Origin of the sequence: Phocaeicola coprocola DSM 17136 (assembly GCF_000154845.1) — a bacterium.
Classification (GTDB): domain Bacteria; phylum Bacteroidota; class Bacteroidia; order Bacteroidales; family Bacteroidaceae; genus Phocaeicola; species Phocaeicola coprocola.
In genome coordinates this window covers 1-14498 of sequence record NZ_DS981459.1, presented here as the reverse complement: position 1 = coordinate 14498, position 14498 = coordinate 1, and the positions used below count along the sequence as shown (strand labels likewise).

General features: G+C 47.9%; 13 protein-coding genes and 1 pseudogene. 8 read left to right on the top strand and 6 right to left on the bottom strand.

All coding sequences use genetic code 11. The features are described 5' to 3' along the window. Positions 1-94 precede the first annotated feature (94 nt). Genes BACCOP_RS05555 through BACCOP_RS05540 form a run of 4 tightly spaced genes read right to left on the bottom strand, consistent with a single transcriptional unit; the run spans position 95 to position 4614 of the window. A complete protein-coding gene (locus tag BACCOP_RS05555; protein ID WP_004291456.1) occupies positions 95-2182 on the bottom strand; it encodes a type IA DNA topoisomerase in 2088 nt (695 codons plus the stop codon). A gap of 60 nt (positions 2183-2242) precedes the next feature. Then, positions 2243-3814, bottom strand: a complete 1572-nt coding sequence (locus BACCOP_RS05550; protein WP_004291455.1) for a DUF3945 domain-containing protein — start codon at positions 3812-3814, stop codon at positions 2243-2245. 20 nt (positions 3815-3834) lie between these two features. Next, positions 3835-4185, bottom strand: coding sequence for a helix-turn-helix domain-containing protein (locus tag BACCOP_RS05545; RefSeq protein ID WP_004291454.1), 351 nt, complete (start codon positions 4183-4185; stop codon positions 3835-3837). 3 nt (positions 4186-4188) lie between these two features. Beyond that, the gene (locus BACCOP_RS05540; protein WP_004291432.1) at positions 4189-4614 is read right to left on the bottom strand and encodes a helix-turn-helix domain-containing protein; all 426 of its coding nucleotides are present in this window, start codon (positions 4612-4614) and stop codon (positions 4189-4191) included. A 138-nt stretch (positions 4615-4752) separates the two neighbouring features. On the opposite strand from BACCOP_RS05540, the gene BACCOP_RS05535 reads away from it, so the two are divergent. Both BACCOP_RS05535 and BACCOP_RS05530 read left to right on the top strand, forming a co-directional pair. Then, on the top strand, positions 4753-5052 hold the full coding sequence (locus BACCOP_RS05535; RefSeq protein ID WP_004291426.1) for a helix-turn-helix domain-containing protein: 300 nt from the start codon (positions 4753-4755) through the stop codon (positions 5050-5052). A gap of 31 nt (positions 5053-5083) precedes the next feature. Further along, the gene (locus BACCOP_RS05530) at positions 5084-5389 is read left to right on the top strand and encodes a helix-turn-helix domain-containing protein (RefSeq protein ID WP_004291424.1); all 306 of its coding nucleotides are present in this window, start codon (positions 5084-5086) and stop codon (positions 5387-5389) included. 77 nt (positions 5390-5466) lie between these two features. Here the strand turns inward: BACCOP_RS05530 and BACCOP_RS05525 are convergent, their stop codons facing one another. Together BACCOP_RS05525 and BACCOP_RS05520 are read right to left on the bottom strand one after the other, a co-directional pair. Beyond that, on the bottom strand, positions 5467-5829 hold the full coding sequence (locus BACCOP_RS05525) for a hypothetical protein (RefSeq protein WP_004291423.1): 363 nt from the start codon (positions 5827-5829) through the stop codon (positions 5467-5469). A gap of 11 nt (positions 5830-5840) precedes the next feature. Next, positions 5841-7076, bottom strand: a complete 1236-nt coding sequence (locus BACCOP_RS05520) for a site-specific integrase (RefSeq protein WP_004291422.1) — start codon at positions 7074-7076, stop codon at positions 5841-5843. 470 nt (positions 7077-7546) lie between these two features. Between BACCOP_RS05520 and BACCOP_RS05515 the strand changes: the two are divergent. From BACCOP_RS05515 to BACCOP_RS05490, 6 genes and pseudogenes are all read left to right on the top strand, one after another. Next, positions 7547-7816, top strand: a pseudogene (locus BACCOP_RS05515) (aldo/keto reductase); the annotation flags it as partial. A gap of 7 nt (positions 7817-7823) precedes the next feature. After that, entirely contained in the window at positions 7824-8255 is a 432-nt protein-coding gene (locus tag BACCOP_RS05510) for a DUF1893 domain-containing protein (RefSeq protein WP_007567146.1), read from the top strand. A gap of 10 nt (positions 8256-8265) precedes the next feature. Further along, positions 8266-8775: a hypothetical protein gene (locus BACCOP_RS05505; RefSeq protein WP_007567145.1), complete on the top strand. Its 510-nt coding sequence runs from the start codon at positions 8266-8268 to the stop codon at positions 8773-8775. A gap of 230 nt (positions 8776-9005) precedes the next feature. Next, positions 9006-10313, top strand: a complete 1308-nt coding sequence (locus BACCOP_RS05500) for a histidine-type phosphatase (RefSeq protein WP_007567142.1) — start codon at positions 9006-9008, stop codon at positions 10311-10313. A 272-nt stretch (positions 10314-10585) separates the two neighbouring features. After that, positions 10586-13240 (top strand): TonB-dependent receptor domain-containing protein, encoded by a 2655-nt coding sequence (locus BACCOP_RS05495; protein ID WP_007567140.1) that lies wholly within the window; start codon positions 10586-10588, stop codon positions 13238-13240. A gap of 266 nt (positions 13241-13506) precedes the next feature. After that, the coding region (locus BACCOP_RS05490) for a transposase (protein WP_007567138.1) at positions 13507-14498 on the top strand (992 nt) is incomplete at its 3' end.

Sequence of the window (14498 nt, the reverse complement as noted above, 5' to 3'; positions counted from 1 at the left end):
GTATCCCTCCGAGTGCCACCACTAAATCCAAAGTATGAGTGTAATCCGGTATCGAAGAACAATTCATTACTCTGAACAAGTGGCAAAGTTAATACTATTTCTTCCGTCCTGAAAATTTCTTGTCCTTTTTAGCCTCCGGGAACACAAAAGTCGTGTTATATTCCCCGTCAAAGGCGACAACAGCATCGAAACTCTTGCCCTGTTTGCTCTTGAACCCTTTGAGCAGCTTGGTATGCCCTTCGGTGAGCAGGTCTTTGATTTCATCGTCGGACAGGGTGCGTCCCGCTTTCAGCCGGAACACGGGCAGTCCGCACTCCGTGTTGTCGCAGCGTACCACCTTGCCGTAGAACCGCATCCTGCCCGTGCCACACTTGGGACACGCGCAGCCGGAGTCACGGCTGCCGAAGAGCTTGTCGCACGAGATCAGTTCGGAGGTTATCTCACGTGTGTACGCCTCTATCTCCTTGCGGAAGGTGTCGTCGGACAGTTCCCCGCGCTCGATACGCGCCAGCTCCTTTTCCCATTCGCCCGTCATGGCAACATCGGCGATGCGCATCGTCTTGACGACGGAATTGAGGGCAAGTCCTTTTTCGGTGGGAACAAGCGACTTCTTGCAGCGTTCCATGTAACCGCGCTTGAAAAGCGTTTCGATGATGGAGGCGCGTGTGGCGGGAGTACCGATGCCACAGTCCTTCATCGCCTGCCGCAGTGCGTCGTCCTCAATTTCCTTGCCCGCCGTTTCCATTGCCGAGAGCAGGGTGGCTTCGGTATGCAGCGGCTTGGGTTTGGTCTTTCCTTCGGTAATGGACGAGCCTTTCGGTGTCAGCGTGTCGCCTTCCTGCCAGCCGGGGATGGTAATTTCCTCTTTTTCCTCGCCATAGACGGCACGCCATCCGGTTTGCTTCACGACGCTGCCTTTTACGGTAAACTCCACTCCGGCACATTCCGCCGTGACAGTGGTCACATCCTTGACGCATTTCTCAGAGAATGCCTCGACCATGCGCCCGGCAATCATCTGATAGATGGTATTGTCCTCTTTGGAGAGGAAGAGCGGTTTCTCACCCGTGACGAGCAGGGCATGGTGGTCTGTCACCTTGCCGTCGTCCACGCTGCGGCGTGTCGGGGCGGCTTTTGCCCGCACCTTGTCTTTCCATTCGGGCTGTGTGCCGATGAAAGCGAGCAGTTTGGGAATTTCGGCAAACACGTCTTCGGGGATGTAGCGGCTTCCCGTTCTCGGATAGGTTATCAACTTCTTTTCGTAGAGTTTCTGCGCGATTTCAAGCGTCTGTTCCGCCGTGAAGCCGTGCTTGGCGTTGGCTTCTTTCTGGAGCGTGGTCAGGTCGTAGAGCAAGGGAGTTTCCTCCGTCTTCTCCTTGCGCTCGGCTTTCGTGACAGTGGCGCAACCTGCCGCCTTTACCTTATTATATAGTTCCATCGCCGGTTCTTTCTCTTTCCATTTCTCGGAGGATGAGAATTTCACGACTTCGCCGTCGCAACCGTCCGTTGCGATATGGAGCTGCCAGAATGCTTCGGACGTAAAGCGGCGGTTCTCCCAGTAGCGTTCACATACCATAGCCAACGTTGGTGTCTGCACCCGCCCCACGGAATACGTGCCGTGTCCGGCGGCGATGGATAACGCCTGTGTGCCGTTGATGCCCACGAGCCAGTCGGATTCGCTCCGCGCTTTGGCGGCGAGGTAGAGGTTGTCGTATTTGCTGCCGTCTTCGAGTTTCCGCAGTCCCTCGCGGATAGCTTTGTCGGTGAGAGAGCTGATCCACAGGCGCACGAAAGGAGTGGTGCAACCCGTATAGTGGTAGAGGTAGCGGAAGATAAGCTCTCCCTCGCGTCCGGCATCGGTCGCCACGATGATATGTTCGCTTGTGTCGAACAGTCTTTTGATGACTTTTATCTGCGACACCACGCCGCTGTCGGGCTTGTAACCTTTCTCCGTCCTGACCTGACGGGGGACGAGCGTGAATGTGTCGGGAATAATCGGGAGGTTGTCACGGACAAATCCGCGCACGCCGTAGCCGTCGGGCATGGCAAGCTGAACGAGGTGTCCGAATGCCCATGTCACGGCATAACCGCCTCCCTCGAAATATCCTTCCTCTCTCTTTGTCGCGCCCACGATGCGGGCGATTTCACGTGCCACGGAGGGCTTTTCTGCAATGATTGTCTTCATGTCTTCTTCTTTTTTGTTGATACTTTGGATTTTATTTTGGATTCAGTGGCGGACACGGGATTACATTTTCATGCCCTTGCCCGTTTTCTTCTGCGGCTTCTCCTGCTGCTGTTGCTGGCGGGCGTCCTTCGGGTTGGTCTGACCTTTCTGCAACGGCTCTCTCAGATTCTTTGTAGCCTCGTTGGTCTTGCCATCGTTGTTCACCGCCACCTGCGTGCGGCTCTCGTTGGACGGAGCAACCTGCTGTGCATTGTCAGGGTTCGTGTCGTAGCGGTACGGGCGTCCCTTCTCCGGGTTGAACTTGATATACATCGTGGCATGGAAGCCCTGCTTGTCGGTCACGTTCTCCAGCTTCACGGCTTTACCCGCCACATAGTCGGCTTTCTGCTGGTCGGTGAAGCTCACGCCGCTCCATTTGCTGATGGGGCGGATGCTGCCGTCCTCGTTCGTCCACGTGTTGCGGCGTTGCTCCTTCTTGGTCTGTGCGGCATTTTCCCCGCCCTGCGCCTGACTTTTCGATGTGTCGCCTTTGGTTTCCTGTGTCTGTGCGGTACGGGGCGACTTGCCGGTTCCCGGCACGAACTCCACGCCGCGCTGCTCCACGTTCACTTGCAGGGTGGTGACGAACTTTCTGCCGTCGTTGCGCTCGATGAGCTTGTCGCGTACGGGCAGTCCGGCGCGGAGCATGTCCCGCTCCTGCGTGGTGATTTCCGTCTTGCCGATGCGCTCCGGGATGCGCACCCTGCTTGCCGGAATGTCCGTGATTTCATTCGTCTTGCGGTCGATGCTGATGTAGGAGGGGATGATCTCGCCCGTTTCCCTGTCCACAATGTCCACGACCCTACCGAGATTGCCCGTTTCGCGGAGGTTCTTCCGGTCATTGTCGGAGAATTTGTGTTCCTTGTACTCATCCAGCTTCTGCTCCTTGCGGATGAAGTGCGGCACGAGGCTGATGTTTCCCTCACCGTCCTTCTTGAAGGAGAGGCGGGCGTCCAGCTCGAATGATTCGCCGCCGAAGGTCGGTTTGACCTTTACCAAGTCGGACTTGCCATAGTTGAGCATCTTCGTAAGGTCGCCGGACTTTTCAAGGTTGTCCCGCTTTACGCCCCATCTGTCCTCCAGCTCCTGCCAGTTGATTTTACTCTCGTCGATGGGCTGGTAGCCACGTTTGCCCTGCATCTGTTCGGATTTGTCCTGTTGCTGTTCTTTCCGTTGTTCCATGTTCTCCTGTTTTTGAGGTTCTTGTTTCTCTGTCTGTTGTGCTGCCATCTCTTCCTGCACCTTCTTCTCATAGTCGGAGGTGTCCACCTTGTGAGGGGCGAGCAGCTCCTTGTTCGCTTCGGGGTCTTTCAGCAGTTGCTTCATCACCTCTAAGAGATTTTCAGCTTGGTCTGCCGCAATGCGGTAGAAACCGAAGCGGCTGGGTTCCTTGCACTGCCGGAAGAAGTTCTTGAAGAAGTTGTCCAGCACGTCGCCATGTCGGTCGAATTGCAGGAAACTCTGCGCGTTCTCCGCTTTTGCGGGGGTGCGCTTGGGTGTGCCGTCCGCGTTCAGCCCGGCTACCACGCTGATCTCGCCTGTCTTCTCGTCACGGACTACCAGCACGTCCTTTTCGTCTTTTTTCTTTGCCATCTGAAAAATGTTTTAATGGGTTATTTATGAAAGAAATTATGGATACGAGCCTTGTAGAAGGCTATATCTTCCTTTTTGAAGTCCTTGATATGGTTGGAAAGGAATGTCAGCACGTCCTCCTCGCTGTAATAGGTCTTCTTGCCCAGCGTCTTGTAGGGCAATGCGCCTACGCTGCGGTAGCGTTGGAGGGTGCGTTTGCTTATCTGGAGCAACATGCACAAATCCTGATTGTCGAAAAGGCGGATGCTTTCCGTGATAGTGGGCTGTTTCCCCTCAGCCTTCATCGCCAGCAGCAGTTCGTCCTGACGGTCGAGCCGTTCCATCAGCTTCTGCATCCAGCCCTCGAAGTTGTTTCGTGTGAGCAGTTCCATGACCTATGTCCTCCTTCCTTTTGGTTTGCCGCCCGTGCGCAGCGTGTGGTTGTGGAACAGGGTGTCTATTGTCCCTTCCTCGTTCCTTACTGTGTTGTCCTCCAATAGCCGCAGTATCTCGGAAAGGCGGTAGCGGCAGCTTCCGCGTACCACCACATACTCGATACGGTGGTCGGTGCGCATACGCTGCATGGTGCGCTTGCTCACGTTGAGCATCTTCGCCGCCTGTGCCGTGTCAAGCAGCTTGTCTTCGGTTTCCCGCTTCCGTTTCTTCTCGTCCCTTGCCTCGCGGATGTACCCTGCGATGTTCGCAATCTGCGCCATCATCTCCTTGTAGGCGGAACTTTCCATTGTTATCACTTTCATGTTCAGTCCTTTCTTTTTGTTTCTGCGACAAAATTCGGCAATAAACAAAAGGGGCTTTAACAACTCACTACGTGACTCACGTAAGATTTTTGCGGAAGATGGCTCCGTAACCCGGTCAAACGGCGCAACAGGCAGCCTTTCAGCGGAAAACGATACGTCTTGTATGCCGTTTCGTTACCTTTGCGGCAAACTCTAAATGACATGAATATGGAAATAGTATCTATCGAGAAAAAGACTTTCGAGATGATGGTGGCGGCATTCGGCGCACTCTCGGAGAAGGTCGCCGCCCTGAGGCGCAAAAGCGACACGGGGCGCATGGAAAGATGGCTCACGGGCGAGGAGGTCTGCGGGCAGTTGAGAATAAGCCCGCGCACGTTGCAGACGCTGCGTGACAGGCGGCTTATCGGCTACTCGCAGATAAACCGCAGGTTCTATTACAAGCCAGAGGAGGTGAAGCGGCTGATACCGCTTGTCGGCACGCTCTATCCGCACGGCAGATGATTTGATTTATTCACCCACTGAATCCGAAGTTATGATGAACGAGAACAACGATGTTTTTACGATGGAAGACGAGCCGATAGCCTCTGTGGTGCAGGATATGCGCAAAGGCTCGAAATGGCTGTCCGCATTTCTGGAAAGCTACCGTCCTCCGCTGGACGGGGAACGTTACCTGACGGACGGCGAGGTGTCGGAACTGCTCCGTGTGAGCCGGCGCACCTTGCAGGAATACCGCAACAACCGCGTGTTGCCCTTCATACTTTTGGGAGGGAAGGTGCTTTACCCGGAAACGGGGCTGCGCGGGGTACTGGAAGCGAACTACCGCAAGCCGCTGGAGTGAGGCGGTTTCATGAAAAAGTAAACGGGTGACACCTTTTGTGGTGCTACCCGTTTACTTGTCTTATGGGGTATGTGCAATCAGCAATACCCGGCTTTTCCGTTCTGTATGAACATCACGTATGTCTGCCGTTTCTCTTGTGAGAGTGCCTTTCCCACCAGCCATGTGCGGAACAGGTGGGTGTTGTAGGTATTCACCCTGAAAGCGACCGGGATGATGATTTCAAGGGCGTACACGTCCGCGTGCAGCCCGTTTTCAAGCTGCATGTAGCGGCACACCTCGTAGTCGTTCAGCACGTCCGACTTGCGGACGGCTCTGATGGCGGCGTTCACTGCCGGGACGGTCGTATGGAACAATCCGGCTATTTCGGTGGCGGTCATCCACACGTCGTTACCGGTTACGCTGACTGCCTTGTCCTCGATGATGATTGTGTCACGTTTCATGGCTTTTCTTTTTAGATGGTGCAACCTGCAAATTCCTCGACGCCGTTCAATCTTGCGGCAAGGTTCTCCATGTCCTGATTGAGCTTCTCTTTGGTTATCTTTGCGTAAATCTGCGTCGTCTTTATGCTCTTGTGTCCGAGCATGGAGCTGACCGTTTCGATGGGAACACCGTTGGAGAGGAATATCGTCGTGGCTGCCGTGTGGCGGCTCTGATGCCACGTGATATGCTTGGTGATGCCGCAACGCTTGGCGACGGCACGGATACCGGCAAGGCACGTGTTATAATGCGGAACGGGAAATATCCTGCCGTCCCCGCACAGTCCCCGGTATTTGCCGATTATGCGGTTGGCGATGTCGAGCAGGCGGATGTTGGACACCACGCCCGTTTTCTGGCGGTTGATGTTTATCCACTCGTGTTCGTCGAAGTAGGTGCGGATATTCTCTTCCGTAAGGTTGCGCATATCCGCGAACGACAGCCCCGTGAAGGCGCAGAACAGGTAGAGGTCGCGGTACAATTCCTGTTTGGCGTTTTTCAGTTTCCCCTCCATCAGCAGGCGGATCTCATCTTTGGTCAGGAAACTGCGTGTTGTTTCCTCCTTCTTGATTTCATACTCGCGGAACGGGTCGCGCGTCAGCCACTCGTTGTTGATGGCGATGAATACCATCGTCCGTAACGGGCAGACGTACAGCCACACGGTATTGGTGCAGCAGTGCTTGTCCGTGCGCAGGAACATCTCGAAGTCGGAGATGAAAGCCGGGGTAAGCTCTTTTAGGGCGATGTCCTTCACATGGTAGCGGATGTCGAGGAACTCTTGCATGTGCTTGTAAACGGTGCGGTACTTCAGCAGCGTGCCTTTGGCTTTCATGCCTGCCTCCACCTGCTTCTCGTAGTCCTCGTTGTGCTGGCGGAACACCTGCATCAGCGTGTGGTAGCGGTGTTCCAGTCCGAGAAAGGCGTTCTTCACCTTCTCCGCCGTGACGAAGTTGTCACGCTCCATGATTTCCTGATAATGCCTGTTGATGCGTACCCGCATCTTGTCAAGCATACGGTTCGTTTCGAGTGCCGCCGTGCTTCTGCCCGTGACACGTCCACCTTTGGTGTCCCACAGTTTCGGATCGACAGTCAGTTTGCAGCTGAACTGTGTCTGGCTGCCGTCCACCGTGATGCGTCCCATGACGGGAACTGTCCCGTCCTTTTTCACTACCTGACGCTTGAGGTAGTAGATTACTGAAAATGTACTCTTCATTGTCCTTAATTTTTGGGTTTCAAAATTAGTTGGTGAAGAGTCCGGTGTTGGTACGCAAAACGGGGAGGAACGGCGCAATCTTTTTCCGTAACCTGATTTTTCGCATGAGTTATGGATAACTCACTATTCCTTAGAGCCTTGTTTCGCTATTCGTACCCGTTTGTCGCATTTTCGGGCATGGTTACGAACAAGTAACGTAGCGGCGTCAGGATTTGGCTTCGGCAGGGATTGTAATGGCTTCACGGATTATCGCCACTTCAACCAAAACCCTTGTAACTCAATTCTATCACTATATCTTTCCGCATTTCACTTTTTTGTAGTAACTTTGCATTGAAAGAATCGTTCTTTGACAGAGGCAAAAGAAAACAGAATATTGTAATTCGCTCGTTTCTAAATCGTTACCTGATATTAATTAAACAGAAATAACTGTTTAATTTTCAATTAGATAGAGATTGTATGATGTTTCGCTGTATGGGATTGATATACCGGGTATCCTTGTACACTACAACAAATGCGTAAACGAAGGATATATGCCTAAAAGCAGACAAGACGAGAATTACGCCAAAGCACGACGTGCTTTTCTGGTTGGTTACGACCGAAGCGTTCCCAAATTACGTCAGGCAAGCCATTGCATCGGATGCGGGCAATGCAACCCTCATTATCCACAATCAATCGATATACCGAAGGAGTTGCACCGGATAGACCGATATGTAGAACAACTTAAACAGGAAACACTCTAAGTATAGTATGAAACGCCTCATTGAGTTATTACATTCGGAAGGTTGCTCATGTGTAATAGAAAGCCAAGGTGAAATCAGGGCATTCAGACAGCATGGAGTTGCTGATTTATACGACTTGTACCAAAACGAAAGAGATTTTATGCAGAACGCTCAGTTGGCTGATAAAGTTATAGGAAAAGGAGCTGCTGCACTCATCGTATTGGGAAAGATGAAAGAAGTATATGCTGATATCATCAGTACTCCAGCTCTCTCTTTGTTACGAGCAGCAGGAATCAAAACCTCGTTCGGAAAAGAAGTGCCATTTATCATCAATCGTGCCCAGACAGGAAGATGTCCGCTGGAATCACTTTGTGCAGAAGCAGACACGGCAGAAGAAATCTATCCGATAATAGAAAAATTTGTAGCACAAATAAGAACTACCAACAATCTAGAAAAATAAAAACATAATTATGGAATCGACTGTAAAACTTTACTCATTAAACTATAGCGAAACACGGACATATCTTACTGCATTGATTTTTGTAGCAGGAAATGTAGTTCTGCCTCAACTGTTCCACCTTTTTCCATCAGGAGGAACAACATGGCTTCCTATTTACTTCTTTACTCTCATCGGAGCCTACAAATACGGATGGAAAGCCGGACTGCTCACAGCTATAGCCTCTCCCCTCGTCAACTCCTGGCTGTTCGGGATGCCTGCTCCTGCCGTTCTTCCTGCCATTTTAATGAAATCTCTCCTTCTTGCTGCTGGAGCCGGATATGTGGCACACCGCAGTAAACATGTTTCTATACTTCTCTTGCTGGCAGTAGTTGCCTTTTATCAGCTGGCAGGAACATTGGGAGAATGGACTTTAAGTGGAAGTCTGCATACAGCACTTCAGGATTTCCGAATCGGATTACCTGGTATGGCACTCCAGGTCTTCGGAGGATATTTCTTTATCAAATATCTGATATATAAATAAACAAGCGTATAGCGGATTTTTTAAGAGAACATCAACTATACAACATCCATTTAATTATATAAGGCCGTTTCAAACAAGCAGTTCAGTTGTTTGAAACGGCTTTCTTTATGTTACATCCATATTACACATTTGTTTCATTTATCCCCGATTGAACAATCTTACTATAACATAAGCATAACTATGTACAGAAAGCCTCTATTTTTGCACGCTGAACAAAAACGAAAAGACAAATGAAACAAACAGTTATTTCTATGCTACTTGCTGGAATCGTATCTCTGCCAGCAATTGCCCAAAGTGCATTCGAGGAAATAAATGCCAATCCGGCACTTTCCGCAGGCAAGTATTATGCCTACCAGGCACCAGAGGCAAAACTTACCCCAGTTCCTGAGGGATATACTCCATTCTATATTTCCACATTTGCACGTCACGGTTCACGATATCTCACAAAGAAAAAGAAATACGATAGCCCGTTGAGTATATTAAAGGAAGCAGCACGCCAACATAAACTCACCACCGACGGACAGCGTGCCTTGAACATAATCGAAAAGCTGGCTGAAGAAGCAGCAGGCAGATATGGCGAACTGACCCCTAAAGGGGCACAGCAACATAAAGATTTAATCCGCCGTATGTATACAAACTACCCGCAAGTATTCACTGACGGAACACATGTCGATGCACGTTCTACTTACAAAACCCGTGCCTTCCTGTCGATGGCAGCTGCTTGTGTCGAATTAAAAGGATTAAATCCCCGGTTAGTAATCACAACCGATGTCAGCGAACATGATGCCTATTACATAAAATATAAAAATCCGACATACGAAGAAGCACATCTAGCTAATGCCGACAGTGTATATCAGGCTGCCGACAGTGTATACATTCACCCGGAACGCCTGATGAAACAATTGTTCATCAATGCAGATATCGTAAAAGACTCCAGACAGCTCATGACCGACTTATTTGAGCTTCACGGTATCAGCCAGAGCAGTTACCATCAGGAAGACTTATCTTTCCTGTTTACCTCACAAGAACGTTACGACCTCTGGCAGAGAAACAACTTCGAATGGTATTATGAGAAAGGAGCTTCTCCACTAAGTGGCTCATGCATGTATAAGCTGGAACGTAACCTGTTGCGCAACTTTATAGAAACAGCTGATACAGTTATCAGTTCGAAGAAAAACTGTGTGACCTTGCGTTACGGACATGATACTAACCTGGCTCCGCTTGCAGCTCTGATGGGGATTGACAAACTGTCTTTCGCAACTGCCGACTGGCAGAAAATAGCCGATACCTACCGAACCTACCGTATCATTCCGATGTGCGGAAACATCCAGCTCATCTTCTTTCATAAGCTTGACAACGATGATATTCTGGTTAAACTACTACTCAACGAACATGAAGTCACACTTCCACTACCTACCGATACAGCTCCCTATTATCACTGGAAGGATGTCAGAAATTACTGGCAAAAAATAGTTGATGCAATAGAGCTTCCTGCTGTTGACAGTAATACAACCGACTTGTCAGCAACATTATACTGAAGCTTTTAAACGACATACTTGGATCGTAAAAAAAGAAGCTCTTCTTTTTTTATTTTTTGTACAATATTTCAATAAAAGATGCTGAAGTTTTCAATAAAAGATGCTGAAGTTTTTCTGAAGACTTCAGCATCTTTTTATTTCGATCAGCTCATATCGTATCCTATAAGATAAGTAACATACATTTCCGGCCTTTGTATTACATTTGAAACATCTTCGAAACTACCATGAAAAACACAAAGAATACATTTGCAGCGTCAAAATAAAAAAACATAATGAAATCAAGTTTGGTATTAAGTCTGCTACTTCTTGCAACTGCAAATATAAATGCAAGAGATATAAAAGGTAAAGTAAAGGATGCACAAACCGGAGAAGAGATAATAGGAGCTTCTATTCTTATAAAGGAAGAACCGGGAAAAGGTGCTGTTTCAGGTATGGATGGAAGTTTTAACCTGTCGGTTGCGCGTCCTAAATATACACTAGTCTGCTCTTACGTCGGCTACAAGAAATGCGAGGTAGAGATTGGGAATAAGGATACAGAAATAGTCATTCCGCTAAAAAGTGATGATGTAGTGCTAGAAGGTGTCACGGTTATAGCCAATAATCCGGGACGGACAGAAGCTGGTGCCCGTGGCATCGAACGCGCTGCGATGAATGTGGTAAACGTAATGAGTGCTAAAGCTATAGAACTTTCTCCGGATATCACAGTGGCAAATGTTATTCAGCGAATGTCTGGAGTAACAATCGAACGAAACAGCAGCGGCGAAGGTCAGTATGCCATTTTACGAGGAATGGACAAGCGTTATAATTATACATTGATAAACGGGGTAAAAATTCCTAGCCCAGATAATAAAAACCGTTTTGTCCCGTTAGACATCTTCCCGTCAGAAATGCTGGACCGTCTGGAAGTTACCAAATCACTGACCGCCAACATGGAAGGCGACGGTATCGGAGGTGCAGTCAACCTGATTATGAAGGATGCTCCTTCAGAAAGACAATTTACAGTAAACTTGTCTACAGGTTACAACGCCATGTATTTCGACCGCGATTTTCAATCGTTCAATCACGGAGCAATCGTAAAACAATCACCTTACGAACAAATGGGCAAGCCCGAAGACAACCGGGTAACAATGGATAATTTCACCACCGATAATTTACGGATGACATGGAAAAAGCCATTGCCCGACTTGACAGCCGGATTGTCTTACGGCGACCGCTTCTTCGATGATAAATTGGGTGTTATGCTTGCCGGCAGTTTTCTGAATACTTACCGAGGAAAAGAAAGCGAACTATATTATCAGCCGGGAACAACCCACGACGGTATTGAATATCGTAATTATTCTTCACAGCAAACACGCATCGGAGCACACGCTAAACTGGACTACCACATCAATGCCAACCATAAGTTGACATGGTACAATGGATACATGGATATGCGTGAAGCAGAAGTACGCGACGGGCATGATGACAAAGAAGGTTCTGTACGAATGAAATGGAACCGTCAGTATATCGTCAACTCTACCCTGAAAGGTGAACATGCTTTTCTGGATGACGGAGCTCTGCGCCTGAACTGGTCGGCTGTTATTTCAAAAGCATACAGCGAAACTCCAGACAATGCAGAAATATTCATGCAAGGTAGCCACGTACGAACATCAGAAGCGGCCAGACGCCGGTGGGAACACAACTCCGACAATGATAAGTCTGGATATGTTGACTTGATGTATAAACTGAAACTGGACGGAGGTTCTATATTCGACTTCTCTGTAGGAGGTATGTACCGCGATAAAAAACGTGACAGTTTCTTCAATGAATATAAATTCAATTCGGCTACAGGAGTGGAAGATCCTCAATATCAAGGTGAGGACTGGAATAACTATGATGAAATTCTGTTTACTGCACAAAAATATGGCAACATCAGTGACCCGTTAAACTACGACGCTTCCGAAAAAATAGGTGCTGCCTACGGAATGGCTAAATATACCTATCTCAACTGGGAGTTTATCGCCGGAGTACGTGTTGAACATACAAATCAGGGATATGTTTTGGAATTTCCAACAGAAAACGCAGATCCAGAAGGAAATCAGAAATATACAGATGTACTTCCCAGCTTTCATGTAAAATATGGAGTACATAAAAACGCCAACCTCCGCTTCTCGTATGCACGTTCTATAAACCGCCCAAGCTTCTTTGAGATTGTACCTTACAGCATTATCAATGAAGACTACAAGGAAAAAGGTAATCCGGATTTGAAACATACAGTGGCCGACAACATCGACCTGCGATATGAATTCTTCCCTAAATCATCCGAGCAGTTCATGGTAGGTATGTTCTACAAAAGATTGCAGAACCCGATAGAATACGGTTTGCTGAATGAAGGTCAAGATACATACTACAAACCGATGAACTTCGGTAATGCTACCAACTTGGGAGTTGAAGTAGATATAATGAAGTACTTCAACTGGTTCGGAATCAAAGCCAACTATACCTATACTCACTCTTCTATTACTACCGACAAGCGTATCATGGAAGGCAATGATGTGAAGAGTGTATCACAGACACGTCCGCTATTCGGACAGGCAGCTCATGTAGCCAATTTATCATTACTCTTCAAGAGTACCAAATATGGCTGGGAAAGCCAGCTCGCCGGAAGCTATACCGGAAAACGTCTAAGCGATATTTCCAACTGGTATAATGATGATATCTGGGAAGACGGCTACATACAACTGGATGCTTCTGTTGAAAAAAGCTTTAAAAACGGTATCAGTATTTTTGCTAAAGCATCCAATCTGCTGGATACTCCGTTGCTGAGATTTATACAGAATGGTCCTCATACGGAAAGTGTAAATTCTGAACGCAAAGACGGAAATGTAATTGAACGCAAGGAATGGCACGGACAGTCATTCATGCTGGGAATCAGATACAAACTATAATCAATTATAAATTAGACACTAATAACAATTTTTTTACAAGCAATACTTCGGTAAATTTTTACCGATAAATTAAAATTAAACATAGAATCGGCATAATCCGGTTCAAAAATATATTCAAGAGATCATTGAAATACTGTCAAGAATGAATCGTCAAGGAGTAAGAAAAGGGATGAAAAAGATATGCTAAACAGCTGAAAATCAACAGAAAAAGTATTGCATAATTTGTTGATTATTAGTAAATTAGAAGTATTCCACCACTTTTAATTATGACTAAAGAATCACTCCTTATGCAATACCAATCCGAGTGCAGAAACGCTCTCGAATCAGTTGTAAATATAAGCAAATCTTTTCAGAAAGTATTCATGGATGCAATGAAATTGTTCATGGCTATACCTAACCGCGTCAATTTCCTTCAAATGGGACGATATGGATGTTTCTCGGAACAGACATACCGGAACAATTTTGAGAATGATGACTTTGACTGGTTTTCCTTCAATGAAGCCATCATCAGGGAACACCTTAAAGGTGGTCGCAAGGCGATAGCCGTTGATCCGTCTTTCATTCCAAAATCAGGCAGCAAAACGCCGTGGATTGGCTATTTCTGGTCCGGTTGTGCCGGTGAATACAAACGTGGACTGGAAATAACCGGTATTGGAGTTATAGACGTTGACAACCATGAATGTATGACTTTGGGCTCTGTACAGACACCTGATAACGCAACGTTGGAAAGCTACGGGAAGAATCTTGTAGACTGGTACAGTTCTTACCTTATCAGCATACAGGAACATCTGAAACGTATTTCTGGCACTGTCGTATGTGATGCGTTCTTTTCAAAGGCAACTTTCATCAAACCATTGTGTGAGAACGGATTCCACGTTATAAGCCGCTTCAGAAATGATGCAGTGTTGTTTTATCCCACCTTAGAAAATAGGACAGGAAAACGCGGACGTCCAAAATTGTATGACGGAAAGATTGATTTTGAAAATCTGGACATCACAAGATGTACCGAGTATAAAGTGAACAAGGGTAAACTTTATGGACTGAAAGCATACTCCAAAGCACTCAAACGTTTTGTGAGCTTAGCTGTATGGTATCCTATGGATGGAAGAACGGACAAATGGCAGCTGTATTTCTCCACGGACGAGATGCAGGATGCCAAGGAGGTTTTAGACTTCTACAGGACACGTTTCCAGCTCGAATTCTGCTTTCGCGATGCCAAGCAACATGCCGGAATGACGAACTGTCAGGCAACCGACTT